The following is a 19,003-nucleotide window of genomic DNA, read 5'->3' on the forward strand; positions in this document are numbered from 1 at the left end:
CCCTAAAGGGGTGGTATACGCGCCGGAAATTTGAGCGTAAGCTAGAAAAAGGTTCTACCCCGGACAGCAAGGCGTGCTTGTTCTCTTAGGCGAACAAGAGGAACTTGCGAAGCAGCTCAACCCTGCGGCGGCAGACCGGTTCAGCACCATCGATATCGACCGCGGAGCGTGTATGGATCTGAGGAGCGAACAACTGGCCGAGGGCGTCGAGAAGATCAGTCTCGTCGGCCGCATGGACAGCGTCGGCGGCCACGACATCAACACCCGTCTGGCCGCACTCGTGGCGGGCCGCAAGCTGTTTGCGGTGGTCGACATGTCGGAAGTCTCGTTCCTGGCCTCCATCGGTATCCGCACGCTTGTCGTCAATGCGAGGGCGCAGTCGCTGCGCGGCGGCGTGATGGCGCTGGCAAACCCACAGCCCGTGGTGGCGGAGGTGCTCAAGATGGCAGGCATCGATTCGATCATCCCGGTGTACCCCGACGTCGACTCCGCCTTCAGCGCGCTGATGGCGTCGTCTGCCGAAAGCCGCTGATGACACCCGCCGCCGGGGAGCCTCGCGCTTCCCTCATCGTCGACAACGCCCTGTGCGAACTCCCGCGCATCAGCGCCTGGGTGCACGACTGGGCCGAGGGCCAGCACCTGCCGGAGCGGGTGGCGCACAACCTCGATCTCTGCTCGACCGAGGTGGTGACGAACATCATGACGCACGCGGCCGGCGACGGCGCGCAAAGCATCCTGCTGCGCCTGGGCTGGCAGGGCGACGAGGTGGCCCTCGAAGTCGTGGACGAAGGGCGCGCGTTCGACTTGCGGCAGGTTCCCGAACCCGCCCGCGCCACCAGCCTGCGCGACGCGAAGGTCGGCGGCTGGGGCATTCCGATGGTCCGGCATTTTTCCGACGGCGTGCGCTACCGCCACGAGGATGGCCGCAATCGCCTCACGCTTCTTTTCCGCGCCGCGGCGCCGCCCTGATCGTCGGCCGTTCGATCCGTTTTCGATCCGTTCAATACACAACCGAGGAGATACGTCGATGGGAACTACAGCCAAGCCCGTACCAAGCATTGATCCTCAAGCCGCGCTGGCAGCGCAGGCGGCACTGGCAACCCGTGGCAACGGCTCTGCCGACACCTCCGGTGTCGACAAGATGCGCGAACTGCTGTTCGGCAACCAGATGCAGGACTACGACAAGCGCTTCTCCGTCATGGAGGAACGCTTCCAGCTGAAATTGCGCGACCTCGAGTCGGAGTCCTCGCGCAGCCTGGGTGGCCTCGAAAGCACCATCAAGAAGCAGCTCGAATCGGTCGCCGGCCAGTTCCGCGAGGAAAAGGACTTGCGTGCCGATGCCGACAAGGAGCTCGAGCGCAGCCTGCGCGACCACACGCAGGCCCTGGAGAAGCGGCTCGCGCAGGTCTCCGATCAGCTTGCGCGGCAGGAGCGTGATTTCACCGAGCGACTGAACCACGAGGTGCAGGCCTTGCGCGACGAGATGCGGCGCCGGCAGGACGACATGCGCGCGACCACGGAGCGCATGTTCGCCGAGCTCAGCAACGTCAAGACCGATCGCAACCTGCTCGCCGGCCTGTTTGTGGAGATTGCCAAATGCCTCAATCAGGACGTAGCGCCGAAGGGCGTCAACGGCGGCCAGAGCGGCTGAAAGGGCGGGCGAGCCGCTCTGTGCGATCGGGCGCCATCACGGCCGGCGAGAGGGCAGGGTGAACGCCCGCCTGTCGCCGGTCGCGACGCGCGCGCCCGGCGACGCCGCCAACGAGGAGGACCCGAGCAAACGGCTCGCCGGGTTGCTGCTGGAGTTGGCGCGCTGCGTCGATCCGACGGTGGCGGCGGAGATCCCGAGCCGCCTCCAGGCCGATCCGCGGCTGGATGCGATGCGCGACATGCTGTTCGAGCGCGAACAGGTCACGCTCGCGCGCTTGCAGCGCAAGGTCGACGACCCTCAGGAATTCGCCGACGCGATCGGCGCGGTGCTGCCCGAAGCCTTCTCGGTGGCGGTGCGGGACGAACGGCTCGGCCACTCCATCGCGCCCGCGATGGAGCGCGCCACGCAGGCGTCGATCCAGAAGAACCCGCGAACGATGGTCGACATCCTGTATCCGGTCATGGGGCCGGCCATCCGCAAGGCCATTGCCGAGACGCTCGAAGGTACTTTCCAGTCACTCAATCTCGCGTTCAAGCACAGCCTGTCGTGGCGCGGGCTCAAGTGGCGCATCGAGGCGTGGCGTACCGGCAGCAGCTTCGCCGACGTGGTGCTCAAGCACACGGCGGAATTCCGTGTCGAGCACCTGTTCCTGATCCATCGCAAGACCGGCCTCTTGATCGCGCATGTGGCGCGCGATGACGCGACCACGCGCGATCCCCAACTGGTCTCGGCGATGCTGTCCGCGATCCAGGACTTCGTGCGCGATTCCTTCGAGGAGTCCGGCGCCGGCGACACGGCCAGCCGCAGCGTCGACAGCCTGCGGCTGGGCGACCTGCTGCTGTGGTGCGAGGAAGGCCCGTCGGCGTTCCTCGCCGCCGTGATCCACGGCAGTCCTCCGCCGATGGTGCGCACGCGCCTGGGCGAAGCGCTCGGGCAGATCCACGACCATTGGCATCTGCCGCTGGAGGAATTCAACGGCGACACCGCGCCCTTCGAGGAAGTCGAATCGCGCCTGCGGCCATGCCTGCTCTCGCAGACCGCCGACGCGCACCGCAAGCTCTCGCCGTTCATGTGGCTCATTCCGCTGGCGCTGCTGGCTGCGCTGGGCTGGTGGGTCGGCGAACGCCTCATCGAGCGCACCCGCGTCAATGCCTACGTCGGTGCGCTGCAGGACCAGCCCGGCATCGTCGTCACCGGCTTCGAGCGGCGCGACGGCAAGTGGGTGGTGTCGGGCCTGCGCGATCCGCTGGCGGTGGTGCCCGAAACCCTGCTGCCGAGCAAGCTGGACCCCTCGCACGTCACCGGCCGATGGGAGCCCTACCAGGCCTTGCATCCGGCGCTGGTGCTCAAGCGCCTGCAGGCGACCCTCGACCCGCCGGAGACCATCGGCATGGTGCAGGAGGCGGGCAGCATCCGCGTCACCGGCAGTGCCTCGCAGCGCTGGCTCGACAAGGCCCGCGCCTACCTGCTGAGCATGCCCGCGGGTGCGCCCAAGGTGGACCTCAGCGCGGTCAAGGATGTGCAGGACCCCGACTACGTGCGCCTGCGCGATGCCATCCAGGCCCAGCTCATCCACTTCGACTTCAGCGTGCCGCGGCCCGCTGCGGGGCAGGAAGGCAAGATCGACGAGATCGCCGCGCAGATGCGCGAGCTGGTGCAGGTGGCGCGCGACCATGGCTTCCCGGTGAAGGTGACGATCGTCGGCCACGCCGATGCCACCGGCAGGGACATGTCCAACCTTGCGCTCAGCGTTGGCCGTGCGGAGGTCGTGCGCTCCATGATGCGCGCGCGCGGCGTGGACCCGACGGTGCTCTTCGTGCGCGGCGCCGGCCCGCTGGAGCCGCTGAGCCCCGGCGCGAGCGAGGACGAGCTCTCGATGAACCGTCGCGTGTCGTTCGGCGTGAGCACCGGAGACTAGGAGACCCAGGCGCCCATGCTGCAAAAGAAAATCTGCCTGCTCGGCGCCTTCGGCGTCGGCAAGACCAGCCTGGTGCGGCGCTACGTCGACACCATCTTCTCGGACACCTACCTCACCACCGTCGGCGTGAAGATCGACAAGAAGATGGTGACCGTCGGCGCCGAGGAAATGGCGCTGATCCTCTGGGACATCGCGGGCGAGGACGAGGTCGCCGCAGTGCGGGTGACCTACCTGCGCGGCGCGGCCGGCTACCTGCTCGTGGTCGACGGCACGCGGCCCGAGACACTGGACACCGCCGAGTCGATCCAGCGGCGCATCGTCGCGGAGTTGGGTCAGGTGCCGTTCTTCGTGCTGCTCAACAAGTCCGACCTGCAGGAAGACTGGGCCCTTTCGCCCGCGCGCATCGAGGCGCTGGAGGCCGAAGGCTGGACCTTCCGCCGCACCAGCGCGAAGACCGGCATCGGCGTCGAAGAAGCCTTCCAGGAACTCGCGGCCCGCCTCGCGCGATAGCCATGCTCGACCTGCCGACCCGCGTCGCGGATTCGCTGCTGCAACTGCTCGAAGGGCAGCGCGTGCTCGCGCATCTGGTCATCGACGAGGCGCAGAACCTCGTGCAGTCCGGCGGCCATCTGGCGCACTATGGGCTGGACGGGCTGCAGGCCGGCAGTCCGGCTTCCGACCAGCTGCCGTTCATCGAGGGACTGCTGCCGCTCGTGGAGACGCCGTTTCTGATCCGCTCGCTTGCGATGCCCAGCGGCCGCGTCGCGGACGTCCATTTCTTTGCCGACGACGACCGGGTCTGGGTGCTGCTTCTCGACGTGACGGCGGAGTGGGAGGAAGCCCGCCTCGTGCAGCAGAAGGCCTACGACATGACGCTGCTGAGCCAGCGCGAGGCACGGCTCATCGCGCAGCTCGAAGCGGCCAACGACGAGCTGACGCGCGCGCATCGCGATCTCGCGGCATCGCGCGAGGCGCTGCAGGCGACGCACGACCGGCTCCAGCACGAGCTGCGCGACGCCGAGCGCTACGTGCGCGCCACGCTGCCGGAGCCCTTGTCCGCGCCGCTGGACGTGGACTGGCGCTTCGTGCCCTCGACCGAGCTCGGCGGCGATTCCTTCGGCTACCACTGGGTGGACGACGAGCATTTCGCGATCTACCTGGTCGATGTGTGCGGGCATGGCGTGGGCTCGTCGCTGCTGGCGGTGGCGGTGGCGAACACGCTGCGCTCGGAGGCGCTCTCGCGCACCGATTTCCATCATCCCGGTGAAGTGCTCGCGGCGCTCAACCGGGCCTACCAGATGGAGCGCCACGGGGAGCTGTTCTCGACGGTCTGGTACGGCGTCTACCACCGGGCGAGCGGGCAGCTTCGCTACGCCTCGGCCGGCCATCCGCCGGCGCTGCTGGTGAACGGGCCGGCGGGCTGCGCCTGCGAAGGCCACTCGCTGCCGGCCGGCGGCCCGTGCATCGGCATCATGCCGGCGGCGCGCTACCAGGAGGAAGCCTGTACGCTGCGATCGCCCGCGCGGCTCTTCGTCTTCAGCGACGGCACCTATGAGATCACCCGGCCCGACGGCTCGATGCAGCCGTTCTCGGCGATGAGCGATCTCCTCGCGCGGCCGGTGGCCGAGGGGCATTCCGAGCTCGACGCGCTGCTGGAACTGGCGCGCGAGGCGCACGGGCCGGGCGCGCTGGATGACGACTTCACGATCATCCGCATGGCGCTGTGAGCCGGACGTGCCGCCGCGACGCGCTCAGTACGGCAGGATGCCCGGCAGCAGCGGCCGGTCGAGCCGGTGGCGCCACCACTTGAGCGCCTCCCCCATGTGCTCGGTGCGCCAGCCGAGCCAGAAGGTCTCGGGCGGGCGCGGCTCATCGACCTGGAGTTCCACCAGGATGCCGGTCTCCAGCTCCACGCGCACGCAGGCCCGGGGCACGAAGCCATGGCCGAGGCCTGCGGCCCGGCAGGCGATCTTGGCCTGCATCGAGGGCACCGTGATGCGGCGCTGGCCCGACTGCAGGCCCACGGTGCGGTCGGTCAGCGAACGCGCGCCGTCGCCGACCACGATGGCCGTGTGTTCCAGCAGGTCGCCGCGCGTGAGCGGGCGTTGCAGGCGTGCCAGCGGGTGCGTGGCCGTCACGCAGAAGACGAAATCGAGCGTGCCCACCGGTACCGCCTTGTAGCCGCCGCCCGCGGGTCCTTCGCCTGCCGCGATCACGATGTCGGCGCGGCCTTCGCGCAGCGCCTCCCAGGTGGCGGTGAGCGCCTCGCAGCCGATGCGCAGCCGCGTGCCGCAATCCAGGTCCTCGAAGGCGCGGACGTCCTCGTTCAATGCGGAGGTGGGGATCAGCGAGTCGTGCACCAGCCGCAGCTCGGTCTCGAAGCCGGTGGCGATCTGCCGCATGCGCGATTCGAGTTGCCGCGCCGCAGCGAGCAGCCAGCGGCCCTCCTTGATCAGTTCCTCGCCGGCGGGCGTGAGCGTGACGCGCGGCCCGTTGCGGGTGAAGAGCGCCAGCCCAAGGTGCTCCTCGAGCTTGGCGACCGCATAGGAGATGGTCGAAGGCACCTTGTGCAAGCGCTCGGACGCGCCCGCGAAGGAGCCGTGGCGGGCAATTGCATCCACCAGTTCGATGGCTTCGAGAGTGAGTTTCAGCATCGTCGAAATTATCGATGATGAGCGCCGAAACCTTTCAACATGAAGCCGCTTCCGGGCTTCGATACTTCGTCCATCGCAACGCCTAAGTGGTTGCAGGAAAAGAGCTTTCTCTTCCACATCCACCAGCGTGAATTCCATCGAATCCTGCAAGGAGAAGCAACATGATCGAAGTCCGCAAAGCCAGCCACCGGGGCCACGCCAACCACGGCTGGCTGAACTCCCGCCACACCTTCTCGTTCGGCCACTACCGCGATCCGCAGCAGATCGGCTTCTCGGACCTGCTGGTGATCAATGACGACCGGGTCGCGCCGTCGCAGGGCTTCGGCACCCATGGCCATCGTGACATGGAGATCTTTTCGTACGTCCTGGAAGGCGCCCTGGCGCACAAGGATTCGATGGGCACCGGCTCGGTCATCCGTCCCGGCGACGTGCAGATGATGAGCGCCGGCACCGGCGTGCAACACAGCGAGTTCAACCATTCCGAGGACGAGCCGGTGCACTTCCTGCAGATCTGGATCGTGCCGAGCGAACGCGGCGCCGAGCCGCGCTACCAGCAGAAGCGCTTCGACGACGCCGAGAAGCGCGGCCGCCTGCGCCTGATCATCTCGCCCGACGGCGCCGATGGATCGCTCGCGGTGCGGCAGGACGCGCGTGTGCATGCGGGCCTGTTCGACGGCAGTGAATCCGCCAAGCTCGATGTCGGCCCGGACCGCCATGTCTACGTGCACGTGGCACGCGGCAGCCTCGAAGTGAATGGCGAGCGACTCTCCGAAGGCGACGGCGCGCGCATCCGCAACGCCGGCGCCCTGCGCTTCGACAAGGGCGATCGGGCTGAGGTGCTGGTCTTCGACCTGCGGCCGCGCGAGCTCCCTGCACTCTGATCCGTCTTTTGCCCAACCCCTCTCAACCACCCGACTCAACGAGGAGATTCATGATGACCAACGCAACCGCCGCCAAGACCGTCGCCGTCGCCAAAGCCGCTCCCGGCGCGACGCTGCTCAATCCGCAGGACCACACGCTCGTGATGATCGACTTCCAGTCGCAGATGGCCTTCGCCACGCATTCGATCGACGCGGTCACCTTGCGCAACAACGCGAGCCTCGTGGCGAGCGCGGCGGCCGGCTTCGGTGTCTCGACCGTGCTCACGACGGTCGCCGAGAAGAGCTTCAGCGGCCCGATGTTCGAGGAAGTCACCGCGCCGTTCCCCGGACAGGCGCTGCTCGACCGCACCTCGATGAACACGTGGGAGGACGAAGCCGTGATCCGGCGCATCAACGAGATCGGCAAGCCGCGCATCGTGCTGGCGGGCCTGTGGACCAGCGTGTGCATCGTCGGTCCGGCGCTCTCGGCACTGGACCAGGGCTTCGAGGTCTACGTGATCGCCGACGCTTGCGGCGATGTCTCTGCCGAAGCGCACAACCGCGCGATGGAGCGCATGGTGCAGGCCGGCGCGCGCCCGATGACTTCGCTGCAATACTTGCTGGAACTTCAGCGCGACTGGGCCCGCGCCGAGACCTACGACCTGACGACCGGCATTGCGAAGAAGGTCGGCGGCGCCTACGGCATCGGCATCAATTACGCCAAGACCATGTTCGGCGCGCACGAAGGTTGATCCGGCAGACCACGAGAGCAAACGCATGACACAGCCCGGCACCCCGGACCTGATTCTTCACAACGGCCGCTTTACCACGCTGGACCGCGCCAACCCCACGGCGAGCGCGGTGGCCATCGCCGAGGGGCGATTCATCCAGGTGGGCGGCGACCGCGATGTCCTGGCGCTCGCCGGGCCGCAGACGCGGCGCATCGATCTCGGCGGCCGCAGCGTGCTGCCGGGCCTGATCGACAACCACCTGCACATCATCCGCGGCGGGCTCAACTTCAACCTGGAACTGCGCTGGGACGGCGTGCGCAGCCTTGCCGATGCGATGGCGATGCTCGGGCAGCAGGTGGCCATCACGCCCGCGCCGCAATGGGTGCGCGTGGTGGGCGGCTTCACCGAACACCAGTTCGTCGAGAAGCGGCTGCCGACCATCGAGGAGCTCAATGCCGTCGCGCCGGACACGCCGGTATTCATCCTGCACCTGTACGACCGCGCGCTGCTCAACGGCGCGGCGTTGCGCGCCGTGGGCTACACCCGGGACACGCCCGCGCCGCCCGGCGGCGAGATCGTGCGCGATGCGTCGGGGCAACCCACGGGCTTGCTGCTCGCCAAGCCGAACGCTGCGATCCTCTACGCTACCCTCGCCAAGGGCCCGAAGCTGCCGCATGAGTACCAGGTCAACTCGACGCGGCACTTCATGCGCGAGCTCAACCGCCTCGGCGTGACCGGCGCGATCGATGCCGGGGGCGGCTTCCAGAACTACCCGGAAGACTATGCGGTGATCCAGGAGCTGGCCGATGCGAACCAGCTCACGATCCGCCTGGCCTACAACCTCTTCACGCAGAAGCCCAAGCAGGAGAAGGACGACTTCCTGAAGTGGACCGCGAGCTCGCAGTACAAGCAGGGCACCGACTACTTCCGCCACAACGGCGCGGGCGAGATGCTGGTGTTCTCCGCCGCCGACTTCGAGGACTTTCGCCAGCCGCGGCCCGAGATGGGGCCGGAGATGGAAGGCGACCTGGAAGAGGTGGTGCGAATCCTCGCGCAGAACCGCTGGCCCTGGCGCATGCATGCGACCTATGACGAGACGATCACGCGCGCGCTGGACGTGTTCGAGAAGGTCGATCGCGACACGCCGCTCGCGGGCCTGAACTGGTTCTTCGACCACGCGGAGACCATTTCCGAGAAATCCATCGAGCGCGTCGCGGCGCTGGGCGGCGGGGTGGCAGTGCAGCACCGCATGGCCTACCAGGGCGAATACTTCGTCGACCGCTACGGTCCCGGCGCGGCCGAGGCGACACCGCCCGTCAAGCGCATGCTGGAGATGGGCGTGAAAGTGTCTGCGGGCACCGATGCGACGCGCGTGGCTTCGTACAACCCGTGGGTGTCGCTCTCCTGGCTGGTGACCGGCAAGACGGTCGGCGGCATGAAGATCACGCCGCAGCGCAACCTGATCGACCGCGAGACGGCGCTGCGCATGTGGACCGAGAAGGTCACCTGGTTCTCCAACGAGGAAGGGAAGAAGGGCCGAATCCAGGCGGGTCAGATGGCGGACCTGATCGTCCCCGATCGCGACTTCTTCGCGTGCGCGGAATCGGAGATCGCGGACACGACATCACTGCTCACCATCGTCGGTGGTCGCGTGGTCTACGGCGCGGGGTCCTTCGCCGCGTTCGACGATGCGCCGCTACCGCCCGCGATGCCCGACTGGTCGCCGGTGCGGCGCTACGGCGGCTACGGCGCCTGGGGTGAGCGCGAGGGCGCGCCGCTGCAGAAGGTGATGCGCCAGGCGGCGGCCGCGTGCGGCTGCGCGAGCAGCTGCAACGTGCACGGCCACCAGCACGCGACCGCATGGACGAGCAAGCTGCCGGTCTCCGATCTCAAGGGCTTCTGGGGCGCGCTCGGCTGCGCCTGCTGGGCGGTTTGAGAGGCCGGCGATGCTGCATGCCGCTTTCACGTCGCCGTGGCTGCATTGGCTGGCGCTGCTGTGCCTGTGCGCGGCCTACCTGCAGGGAGGTTTCGACAAGGTGCGCGACTTCGCCGGCGCAGTGTCCGAGGTGAGGCAGCTTGGCCTCGCGCCGGCCGTCCCGATCACTGCCGCGACCATCGTGCTTCAGATCGGCGCGTCGGCACTGGTGCTGACGGGCTGGTATCGCTGGCTCGGGGCGCTTGCGCTGGCCGGCTTCACCATGCTCGCGGGTTTTCTGGCCGACCGCTTCTGGCGGGGGCCGAAGGTGCAGCGGCAGCACAAGGCCAATGCGTTCTTCGAACATTGGGGTCTGGTCGGCGGCCTGCTGCTGATCGCCTGGATCGACCTGGGAGGTTTTCATGGCGGATGAATCGCCTCGTGCTGCGGCTGCGCCCGCATCGCCTTCGACCGGCGGCGGCAGCTTCGCGCCGCTTCGGCTGCCGGTGTTCGCGGTGTTGTGGGCCGCGACCGTCATCGGCAACATCGGCAGCTTCATGCGCGATGTCGCGAGCGCCTGGATGGTGACGGAGCTGTCCACCAGCCCCGCGGCGGTCGCGCTGGTGCAGACGGCCGCAAGCTTGCCGATCTTCCTGCTCGCGATTCCCGCCGGCGTGCTGTCGGACATCCTGGACCGGCGGCGCTTCCTGATCGGCGTGCAGATCCTCCTCGCGCTGGTGAGCACGGCGCTGCTGGTCATGGCGCGCACCCACACGCTGACGGTGGAAGCGCTCATCGCGCTCACCTTCGTGGGCGGCATCGGCGCGGCGCTGATGGGGCCGACCTGGCAGTCCATCGTGCCGGAACTGGTGCCGCGCGGCGACCTCAAGAGCGCGGTGGCGCTCAACTCGCTGGGCATCAACATCGCGCGCGCCATCGGTCCCGCGACCGGCGGCCTGCTTCTCGCGGCGTTCAGTGCCGCCCTGGTCTACGGGGTGGACGTGTTGAGCTATGTGGTCGTCATCGCGGCGCTGCTGTGGTGGCCCCGCCCGCCGGCCGAATCGAAGGGGCTCGACGAGCAGTTCTTCGGCGCCTTCCGCGCCGGGCTGCGGTATGCGCGCGCCAGCCGCGAACTGCACCGGGTGCTGCTGCGCGCGGCGGTGTTCTTCCTGTTCGCGAGTTCGGTGTGGGCGCTGCTGCCGCTGGTCGCGCGCGGCATGCTCCGCGGCGGTGCGGGCTTCTACGGCGTGCTGTTGGGCGCGGTGGGGGGCGGCGCGATCCTCGGCGCGGTGCTGCTGCCGAAGCTGCGCCAGTGGCTCGATGCGGACGGGCTGGTGCTCGTCGCTTCGCTGCTCACCGCGGCGGTGATGGCGGCGCTGGCCGTCGCACCCCCGCAATGGACGGCGGTGGTGCTGATGGTGGTGCTCGGCGTGGGCTGGATCATCGCGCTCACCACCCTCAACGGTGTGGCGCAGGCGGTGCTGCCCAACTGGGTGCGCGGGCGCGGACTGGCGATCTACCTCACGGTGTTCAACGGCGCGATGGCGGCCGGCAGCCTCGGTTGGGGCCTGGTGGCGCAGCCCGTGGGCATCGCCGGCGCGCTGCTTGTCGGCGCGGGGGGACTCGTGGTGGTGGCGCTGGTTTTCCATCGCGCGAAGCTGCCTTCGGGCGAGGCCGATCTGCAGCCCTCCAACCACTGGCCGGAGCCGATGCTGACCGAGCCGGTCGCCAACGACCGCGGGCCGGTGATGGTGCAGATCGAATACCGCGTGCGCAAGAGCGATCTGCCGGCCTTTCTCGTGGCGATGCAGCGCCTGTCGCTGGAGCGCCGTCGGGACGGTGCCTACGCCTGGGGCGTCGCCGAGCACACCGGCGAGCCGGAGCGCGTCATCGAGTGGTTCCTGGTCGAGTCCTGGGCCGAGCACATGCGCCAGCACGGGCGCGTCTCCAAGGCCGACGCCGACCTGCAGGCCGAGGTGCTGCGCTTCCACATCGGGCCTGAACGGCCGGTGGCGCATCACTTCCTGGCGCTCGATCAGAACGCGGCACAGGCCACCTAGCGTGACGCGCCGCGAAGTGCCTCGGTCCATCGCATCACATCGTCCAGCACTTCCTTCAGCACCGCCTCGTCGTCGCGCCCGGAACGCTTCGGCACGTGGAAGGAGTGGTCCGCGTGCTCGATGGTCAGCAGCGTGGCGCGCGTGCCGAGTGCTGCGACGATCGGGCGCAGCCTGTCCAGCTCGGCGAGCTTGTCCTCTGTGCCCTGCACGAAAAGCATCGGAATCCGGACCTTCGACAGGTGGTCCGCGCGCGAGGTCGAGGGCGTGCCGGCCGGATGCAGCGGAAAGCCGAGGAACACCAGCCCCGCGACTCGCGGCAGCGGCTCGGTCGCCTGCGCCTGAGAGGTCATGCGCGCGCCGAAGGACTTGCCGCCCGCCAGCAGCATGAGCGACCCGAATTCGCGCGCCGCGCAGGCGACCGCCGCGCGGACCGCGGCATGCGCCACCGGCGGCGTGTCCGGCCGCTTGCTGCCGCGCTCCATGTACGGGAACTGGTAGCGCAAGGTGGCGATGCGGCGTTCGGCGAGCCCGTCGGCCACCGCCGTCATGAAGGCGTGCTCCATGCCCGCGCCCGCGCCGTGCGCGAACACGTAGCAGGCCACGGGATCGTCCGGGCGCTGGAGGATGCCCGAGACGGTGGTGTCGTCGCTGACCTGGATCGTGAGCTTTTGCATGTCGCCGGGCACTCTACATCCGATCGCCCGCCCGATCATGTCGCCGCACTGCTTCGCCGATCCGGACGAGGCGAAAATCGTGTCCCGGCCGCGCTGGTTCGACCTGCCGGCGAGACACGAAGAGAGGAGCCTGCATGCGAAGTCTGGAAATCCCGGGTGGCGGTGCAATGCCCGCGCTCGGCCTCGGCACCGGCACATGGGCGAATCGTCCGGGCGCCGTGCGACCGAAGTGGCCGCGGTGCGCGCCGCGATCGAGATGGGCTACCGGCTCATCGACACCGCCGAGATGTACGGCGAGGGCGGGGCCGAGGAGGTCGTCGGACAGGCCGTGGCCGAGGCGCTGCGCGCCGGTGACGTGAAGCGCGAGGAGCTCTTCGTCGTCAGCAAGGTCTATCCGCACAACGCGAGCCGGCGCGGAACACCGTCGGCCTGCGCACGCACTCTTTTACGGCTGGGGCTCGATCACATCGACCTGTACCTGCTGCACTGGCGCGGCGACCATCCGCTCGCCGAAACTTGCGATGCGATGCGCGCACTCGTCGCCGATGGCCGCATCCGCCATTGGGGCGTCAGCAATTTCGATGTCGACGACATGGAAGAGCTGGAGGCGGTGGATGGCGGCTGCGCGGCCAACCAGGTCTACTTCTCGGTCGGCGAGCGCGGCCCGGAGTTCAGCCTGCTTCCTTGGCAGCGCGAACGCGGCATGCCGTTGATGGCCTACAGCCCGATCGACCAGGGTGCGCTGGCCGCCGATCCGGCGCTGGGTCGGCTCGCGCAGAAGCTGGACATCACCACGGCGCAGCTGGCATTGGCCTGGGTCCTTTCCCGGCCCGGTGTCGTTGCGATTCCGAAGGCCGTGCGCGAAAGCCATCTGCGCGAAAACCTCGCGGCGGCCGACCTGCAACTGAGTGCTGAAACGCTTGCCGAGATCGACCGCCTGCATCCACCGCCGAGGCGCAAGAAACCCTTGGCGATGATCTGACGTGGCCGGCGCAGCCAGGCCCCTTCGCGAAACACCGTGGAACCGGCTTTGCCGGGCCACCGGTGTTGCCCCCGGCAGGGGGTTGGCGGCTACACGCAGTGAGCAAGCCTGGGGGCGAGCAACATTCAGTGCGCTTCGGCCTGCTTGGCCGCGGCAATCATTGCTGCTTCGTCGTGCTTCGCGCCGTTGAGGAACAGGTTCAGCGCCACCGCGCTCACCGAGGCGAGCAGGATGCCCGACTCCACCAGCGAGTGGATCGCATGCGGCATCCACTGCTTGAAGTTGGGCGCGATCAGCGGAATCATGCCGACGCCGATCGACACCGCGACGATCATCGCGTTGTGGCGGTTGGTCTTGAAGTCCACGCCCGAGAGGATGCGGATGCCGGTCGCGGCGACCATGCCGAACATCACGAGGCCCGCGCCGCCGAGCACCACCGTCGGCAGCGATTCGACCAGCGCCGCCATCTTCGGCAACAGGCCGAGCACGATCAGGATCACGCCGCCGGCCACGCAGACGAAGCGGCTCTTGATGCCCGTCACCGCCACCAGCCCCACGTTCTGCGAGAAGCTGGTGTAGGGGAAGGTGTTGAAGACGCCGCCGATCAGCGTGCCGAGGCCGTCGGTGCGCAGGCCCCGTGCGAGGTCCTGCTGCGAGATCTTGCGGTCGGTCATCTCGCCGAGCGCGAGGAACATGCCGGTGGATTCGATCATCACCACGATCATGATCAGCGACATCGTGAGGATCAGGACCGGGTCGAACCTCGGCATGCCGAAGTGGAAGGGCAGCACGATGTCGACCCAGGCCGCATTGGCGACCTTCTCGAAGGTCATGAAGCCGAAGAGGGTCGCCACCACCGCGCCGATCACGATGCCGAGCAGCACCGAGATGTTGGCGATGAAGCCCTTGGCGTACTTCACGATGAGCAGGATCGACACCAGCACCAGCGCCGCGATGGCGAGGCCGCCGAGATCGGCGTACTTGGGGTTGGGCACCGAGGGCACGATCGACAGCCCCTTGGGCATCGGCGGCACCGCGGAGCCGGGCGAGGTCACGTCGGCGAGCCACTTGGCGTAGACCGGATCGACGATCGCCGGCGCGGTCGGGCCCACGGGGTTGCCGAAGATCCAGTTGATGCCCACGCGCATCAGGCTGATACCGATCACCGCGATGATGGTGCCGGTCACCACCGGCGGGAAGAAGCGCAGCATGCGCGAGACCATCGGCGCGATGAGGATCGAGATGATCCCCGCGCCGATGATCGAGCCGAAGAGCAGTTGGGCGCCGGACTGGCCGGGGTTGGCGTTGGCGATCGCCACCATCGGCGCGACGGAGGCGAAGGTCACGCCCATCATCACCGGCAGCTTGATGCCGAACCATTGGGTTGCGCCGAGCGACTGGATCAGCGTGGCGATGCCGCAGCAGAAGAGGTCGGCGGAAATCAGGAGTGCGACTTCCTGCGGGCTGAGCTTGAGCGCGCGGCCGACGATGAGCGGCACGGCGACGGCGCCGGCATACATCACCAGCACATGCTGCAGCCCGAGGGCGGTGACTTTGCCGAGCGGCAATCGCTGGTCGACAGGGTGAACGGAGGCGGCAGCCGTCATTTCGGGTTCTCCTGGAGCGGCGTGAGTGGGCAGATGGGATTGCAGGACTCGTGCCCGCCGGAGCGTTCACGATTCTGTACGCCAAACTGTATACACTTGAGCCGCCAGGATGTATAGCGGAAAACCCGGGTTCCCATGCCGCGTCCCGGCGGAAATAGAAAAGCCCCCGAAGGGGCTCTCATGTTCCGTTCAGCTTCAGGCTGCGTGGGCCTTGGTGGACTTCTTGTGCGCCACCTTGTGCGACGACTTGTGCTTGGGCTTGGTCTTGGCAGCCGGTGCAGCAGTGGGTTCGGCAGGCGCCTGGGCGAAGGACGAGCCGGCGGCGAGTGCGAAGCCTGCAGCGACGAGAGCGATGAGAGTGCGTTTCATGAGAGATCGGTGTTGTGACGGTTTGAAAATGGCCAACTCGAAATTCCGGGCTGGTCAAGACGACCAACGCGCGACTTCGAAGTCGGATGACAACGTTGCAGAATCTCCTGCATGAAATCCAAAAGTCTCGTCGCGGTTGTTTTGGTCCTGCTCCTGGGCATCGCGGCGTATTGGTATTGGTCACCGTTTCTGGCGTTGCGCCAGATCCAGACGGCAGCCCGCAGTGGCGACGCGGAGGAATTCAACCGGCACGTGGATTACCCGAGGTTGCGCGAAAGCCTGAAGGACCAGTTTTCGGCGCTGGTGGCGCAGAAGCTCGGTGCGCCGAAAGACCCAGGCAATCCGCTGGCGGCCCTCGGCAGCATGATCGGGCTGGGGTTGGTGAACCAGTTCGTGGACGTGATGGTGCGGCCCGAAACGGTCATGGCTGCGATGAGCCACGGCAGGCTGGCCCGGCCCGCGCCTGGCCCGACGCCGGCACCCGCTCCGGGCCAGGCCGCGCCGGAGAATTCGCCACCGTCAGCGGAAGGCGCACAGGCCGGCAACAAGCCCCGCTGGATCATCGAGCGCCAAGGCGCAAGCCGCATGACGGCTCTCGCGATCGACCCGGCGAAGCCCGATGAGCCCAATTCGGAGCGCCTCGGTCTGGTGTTCGAGCGCAGCGGCTTTGTTGACTGGAGGCTGACTGAAATCAGGATGCCGGCCTCGATAGTCAGTAAGTAGCGAGCCCTGCAACGTCATGCCCGACATCGCCGGCACCACGGTCTCGAAGCGCAGCCGGCGTGGCTGGCGCATCGCCGGCATCGTGCTGGCGGTGGTCGTTCTGCTGCTGGCGGCCGCGGCCATCGGGCTGCGCATGGCCTTTCCGCCGGCGCGCATCTCCGCGCTGCTGGCGGAGCAGGTCTCGGCCGCGACAGGGCGCGCGTTCCGCATCGACGGCGACCTGTCGATTCGCCTGCTGCCGACGATCGCGGTGCGTGCGGACGATGTCGCCCTGGCGAATGCCGAGTGGGGCTCGCGGCCGGACATGTTCCGCTTTCGGCGCGCGGCATTCGATGTGTCGCTCAGGGATTTGCTCGACCGCAAGATCCGCATCCTCAGCATCGAGGTGGATGGCGCCGACGTGCTGCTCGAAGCGGACGGCGCCGGCCGCTACAACTGGCAGATGGCGCCGCGCGCGCCGGGCTCGGGCAAACAGACAACGACGCCGCCGCTCGCGCTGGACCGGCTCCGGCTCTCGCAGGTGCACATCCGCTATCGCAATGCGGGCAAGGGGACGTCGCGCGACGTCGATATCGAATCGCTCGACCTTCAGGGACAGGGCGATCACGACCGCTTGAGCGCTTCCTTCAAGCTCGGGCCCCAACAGTGGGCCGTTGAAGGCGACGTCGGCCGCCCGGCAACCCTTCTGTCCGGCACGGACGAGTGGCCCTTCAATCTGCGCCTCGCGACCGGCGGTGCGCTCGTGACCGCGAGCGGCGGCATGGGCGTCGGCCCGCGTACCGGAACGCTGTCGGCCAAGTTGACGGTTCGTGCCGATAACGCGGAGGCGCTCTCGCAGGTGTCGAAGGCGGCGGCCGCGCTGCCGATGCCGTTCGAAGCCAGCGCCGATCTGCAGCGCAACCGGGACGAATGGCGCTTCGATGCGCTGACCCTGTCGCTCGCCGGGCAACTGCTGAGCGGGCGGATCACGTGGATGGCCACCCAGCCGACGCCAAGCCTGGACGCGGAGCTTTCAAGCGCGGAGATCGACCTCGGCAAATGGGGTGCAGTGCGATCAGCAGGCAAGCCGGCTCCGGCTGAATCGGGGCCGCGCAAGCCGGTCTTCGGCGACAAGCCGCTGCTCACCATCGAGTCGTTGCCGGAGCTTCCGGTGCGACTTGCGATCGGCGTCGATCGACTGACGGTACCGGGGCTGCCGGTGCTGTCGAGCGTGAAGGCGCGCGCGGTCTCCGACAAGGGGCGATTGGCGATCGATCCGGTTTCCTTCGGCGTTGCCGGCGGCGAGGTCAAGGGCAGTCTGGCAATCGCGCTGAGCAAGGGAGCGGTGCCCCGCACCGACGTGCAGCTGACGGCGCGCTCGTTGTCGGTCGATGCGTTCGATGGATTGTGGAGCGGGGGAGTCAGTTCAAGGGAGGCCGTGCGAGCCTCGCGGCCAAGCTGTCGATGACCGGCCGCACGCCACGCAGCCTCGCCGCCTCGTCGAACGGCGATGTGCAGTTCTCGGTCCGCGACGTCGCGTTGACCGGCCGGGCCGCGTCGCTCGATCGCGGCATCGTCGCAGGGCTGCTCGATGTGCTGCTGCCCAAGCAGGCTTCGCGCGAAGACCTCGTGGTGCAGTGCGCGGTGGCGCGTCTGCCCCTGCGCAACGGCGTGGCGCCGATCGACCGGTCGATCGCGATGGAAACGCGCCAGATCGGGGTCGCGGCGATCGGGCAGATCGATCTGGCGAAGCAGACGATCGAACTCGAATTCCGGCCTCGGGTGAAGAAGGGGCTGGATCTGAATCCGGGCAGCCTCGTTCAGCTCATGCTGCTGAAGGGGCCGCTGGAGAGTCCCGAGCTGAGCATCGACCCCAAGGGCACCGTGCGGCAGGCCGCGACCTACGGCGTGGCCGCGGCGACGGGTGGTTTGTCGCTGCTCGCGCCGGCACTGTTTGGCGACGACGGCGCCGCCAAGGATTGCGGGCTGGAGGGCGGCGCCGCAAAAGGCGGCAAGGCGCAAGCGCAGCCGGCGGAAGGCGGGCGCAAGTTCAAGCTCTTGCGGCCGTTCGAGTCGATGCGCTGATCAGGCCAGCAGTGCCTTGATGAGGTCGAGCTGGCGATCCGGCACGCCGCTGGTCAACTGCAGATTCGATTCGATGCGCGTCAGGTGCTCGGTCATGCTTGCGACGGCTGCTTCGACGTCGCCGCTGCGGCACAGGCGCAGGAAGTCCGAATGCTCGTCGGAGGAGCAGTGCGGATCGTTCGACGAGTGATAGAGCATCGCGATCAGCGAGCTGCGGGCCACCAGCTCGCGGACCAGCTCGGCCAGCGTATGGTTGCCGGCGGCCTCGGCCAGCGCAACGTGGAAGTCGCCGAGGAGCCTTTCGCGCACTGTCCCGGTGGTCGTGCTGGACCGCAGCGTGGACCGCTCGAACTGGATGTGCTGCTCCAGCGCGAGGTAGTCGGCCGGCGTCGCACGCGCAACGAACAGGCGAACCACTTCGCTTTCGAGAATGCGTCGCACGCCGAACACCTCGCGCGCTTCCTGCACGCTGGGCTTGCTCACGAAGGCGCCCTTGTCGGGAATGATCTCGATCAGCTTGTCCTTCGACAGCGTGAGGAGCGCGGCGCGGATCTTGGTGCGGCTGACCGCGTAGACCCGGCCCAGCGCTTCCTCGCGCAGCCAGGTGCCGGGCGGCAGGCGCTTCTCGACGATGGCGGTCGCGATGTCCTGCGCGATGCCCTCGATGGTCGCGGTCTTGTCGGGCACGGCGGTGTTGTCGGTGGTGGCGGGCGAGGACGTCTTCGGTGCGCGGGGCATCTCGCGATTGTGGACGACCCGCACTACGCGCATTTCAGTTTTCCTCTGCGTAGCGAG

19 protein-coding genes and 1 pseudogene are annotated in these 19,003 nt (G+C 68.0%); 15 read left to right on the forward strand and 5 right to left on the reverse strand.

What is annotated here, in order from left to right:
• Positions 1–172: 172 nt before the first annotated feature.
• Genes ACQ858_RS04355 through ACQ858_RS04380 form a run of 6 tightly spaced genes read left to right on the forward strand, consistent with a single transcriptional unit; the run spans position 173 to position 5,296 of the window.
• Positions 173–532: an STAS domain-containing protein gene (locus tag ACQ858_RS04355; protein WP_431275572.1), complete on the forward strand. Its 360-nt coding sequence runs from the start codon at positions 173–175 to the stop codon at positions 530–532.
• On the forward strand, positions 532–969 hold the full coding sequence (locus ACQ858_RS04360; protein ID WP_431275573.1) for an ATP-binding protein: 438 nt from the start codon (positions 532–534) through the stop codon (positions 967–969). The genes ACQ858_RS04355 and ACQ858_RS04360 overlap by 1 nt, the downstream gene beginning before the upstream one ends.
• A 58-nt stretch (positions 970–1,027) precedes the next feature.
• Positions 1,028–1,651 (forward strand): hypothetical protein, encoded by a 624-nt coding sequence (locus ACQ858_RS04365; RefSeq protein WP_431275574.1) that lies wholly within the window; start codon positions 1,028–1,030, stop codon positions 1,649–1,651.
• 58 nt (positions 1,652–1,709) lie between these two features.
• Complete coding sequence (locus ACQ858_RS04370; RefSeq protein WP_431275575.1) at positions 1,710–3,569, forward strand: OmpA family protein; 1,860 nt, start codon at positions 1,710–1,712, stop codon at positions 3,567–3,569.
• 15 nt (positions 3,570–3,584) lie between these two features.
• Positions 3,585–4,079, forward strand: coding sequence for a Rab family GTPase (locus tag ACQ858_RS04375; protein ID WP_431275576.1), 495 nt, complete (start codon positions 3,585–3,587; stop codon positions 4,077–4,079).
• Between the two features lie 2 nt (positions 4,080–4,081).
• Complete coding sequence (locus tag ACQ858_RS04380) at positions 4,082–5,296, forward strand: PP2C family protein-serine/threonine phosphatase (RefSeq protein WP_431275577.1); 1,215 nt, start codon at positions 4,082–4,084, stop codon at positions 5,294–5,296.
• Between the two features lie 24 nt (positions 5,297–5,320).
• Here ACQ858_RS04380 and ACQ858_RS04385 read toward each other — a convergent pair whose 3' ends face one another.
• Entirely contained in the window at positions 5,321–6,223 is a 903-nt protein-coding gene (locus tag ACQ858_RS04385; protein WP_431275578.1) for a LysR substrate-binding domain-containing protein, read from the reverse strand.
• 161 nt (positions 6,224–6,384) lie between these two features.
• On the opposite strand from ACQ858_RS04385, the gene ACQ858_RS04390 reads away from it, so the two are divergent.
• Genes ACQ858_RS04390 through ACQ858_RS04410 form a run of 5 tightly spaced genes read left to right on the forward strand, consistent with a single transcriptional unit; the run spans position 6,385 to position 11,789 of the window.
• A complete protein-coding gene (locus ACQ858_RS04390; RefSeq protein WP_431275579.1) occupies positions 6,385–7,104 on the forward strand; it encodes a pirin family protein in 720 nt (239 codons plus the stop codon).
• A gap of 53 nt (positions 7,105–7,157) precedes the next feature.
• Positions 7,158–7,835: a hydrolase gene (locus ACQ858_RS04395; RefSeq protein WP_431275580.1), complete on the forward strand. Its 678-nt coding sequence runs from the start codon at positions 7,158–7,160 to the stop codon at positions 7,833–7,835.
• 25 nt (positions 7,836–7,860) lie between these two features.
• Positions 7,861–9,750, forward strand: a complete 1,890-nt coding sequence (locus ACQ858_RS04400) for an amidohydrolase (protein WP_431275581.1) — start codon at positions 7,861–7,863, stop codon at positions 9,748–9,750.
• A 10-nt stretch (positions 9,751–9,760) separates the two neighbouring features.
• Positions 9,761–10,162 (forward strand): DoxX family protein, encoded by a 402-nt coding sequence (locus tag ACQ858_RS04405; protein WP_431275582.1) that lies wholly within the window; start codon positions 9,761–9,763, stop codon positions 10,160–10,162.
• Positions 10,152–11,789: an MFS transporter gene (locus ACQ858_RS04410; protein ID WP_431275583.1), complete on the forward strand. Its 1,638-nt coding sequence runs from the start codon at positions 10,152–10,154 to the stop codon at positions 11,787–11,789. Before ACQ858_RS04405 ends, ACQ858_RS04410 begins: the two co-directional genes overlap by 11 nt.
• Here the strand turns inward: ACQ858_RS04410 and ACQ858_RS04415 are convergent.
• Complete coding sequence (locus tag ACQ858_RS04415) at positions 11,786–12,463, reverse strand: alpha/beta hydrolase family protein (RefSeq protein ID WP_431275584.1); 678 nt, start codon at positions 12,461–12,463, stop codon at positions 11,786–11,788. The two genes, ACQ858_RS04410 and ACQ858_RS04415, sit on opposite strands and share 4 nt — an antisense overlap.
• Positions 12,464–12,597: 134 nt before the next feature.
• Between ACQ858_RS04415 and ACQ858_RS04420 the strand changes: the two are divergent.
• Positions 12,598–13,445, forward strand: a pseudogene (locus ACQ858_RS04420) (aldo/keto reductase).
• 125 nt (positions 13,446–13,570) lie between these two features.
• Here the strand turns inward: ACQ858_RS04420 and ACQ858_RS04425 are convergent.
• Entirely contained in the window at positions 13,571–15,052 is a 1,482-nt protein-coding gene (locus tag ACQ858_RS04425; protein WP_431275585.1) for a nucleobase:cation symporter-2 family protein, read from the reverse strand.
• A 195-nt stretch (positions 15,053–15,247) separates the two neighbouring features.
• On the reverse strand, positions 15,248–15,421 hold the full coding sequence (locus ACQ858_RS04430) for a hypothetical protein (protein WP_431275586.1): 174 nt from the start codon (positions 15,419–15,421) through the stop codon (positions 15,248–15,250).
• A 111-nt stretch (positions 15,422–15,532) separates the two neighbouring features.
• On the opposite strand from ACQ858_RS04430, the gene ACQ858_RS04435 reads away from it, so the two are divergent.
• From ACQ858_RS04435 to ACQ858_RS04445, 3 genes are read left to right on the forward strand one after another with little or no spacing between them, the layout of a single operon-like run.
• On the forward strand, positions 15,533–16,144 hold the full coding sequence (locus tag ACQ858_RS04435; protein WP_431275587.1) for a DUF2939 domain-containing protein: 612 nt from the start codon (positions 15,533–15,535) through the stop codon (positions 16,142–16,144).
• A 16-nt stretch (positions 16,145–16,160) separates the two neighbouring features.
• Entirely contained in the window at positions 16,161–17,591 is a 1,431-nt protein-coding gene (locus ACQ858_RS04440; RefSeq protein WP_431275588.1) for an AsmA family protein, read from the forward strand.
• Positions 17,588–18,208 carry a hypothetical protein gene (locus tag ACQ858_RS04445; protein WP_431275589.1) on the forward strand — a complete coding sequence of 207 codons (621 nt, stop codon included), beginning with the start codon at positions 17,588–17,590 and terminating at the stop codon, positions 18,206–18,208. The genes ACQ858_RS04440 and ACQ858_RS04445 overlap by 4 nt, the downstream gene beginning before the upstream one ends.
• Here the strand turns inward: ACQ858_RS04445 and ACQ858_RS04450 are convergent, their stop codons facing one another.
• Positions 18,209–18,946 carry a GntR family transcriptional regulator gene (locus ACQ858_RS04450; protein ID WP_431275590.1) on the reverse strand — a complete coding sequence of 246 codons (738 nt, stop codon included), beginning with the start codon at positions 18,944–18,946 and terminating at the stop codon, positions 18,209–18,211. It lies immediately after the preceding gene.
• Positions 18,947–19,003: the final 57 nt, after the last annotated feature.

The sequence above is a fragment of the Variovorax ureilyticus genome (assembly GCF_050632185.1).
GTDB lineage: Bacteria > Pseudomonadota > Gammaproteobacteria > Burkholderiales > Burkholderiaceae_C > Variovorax > Variovorax ureilyticus_A.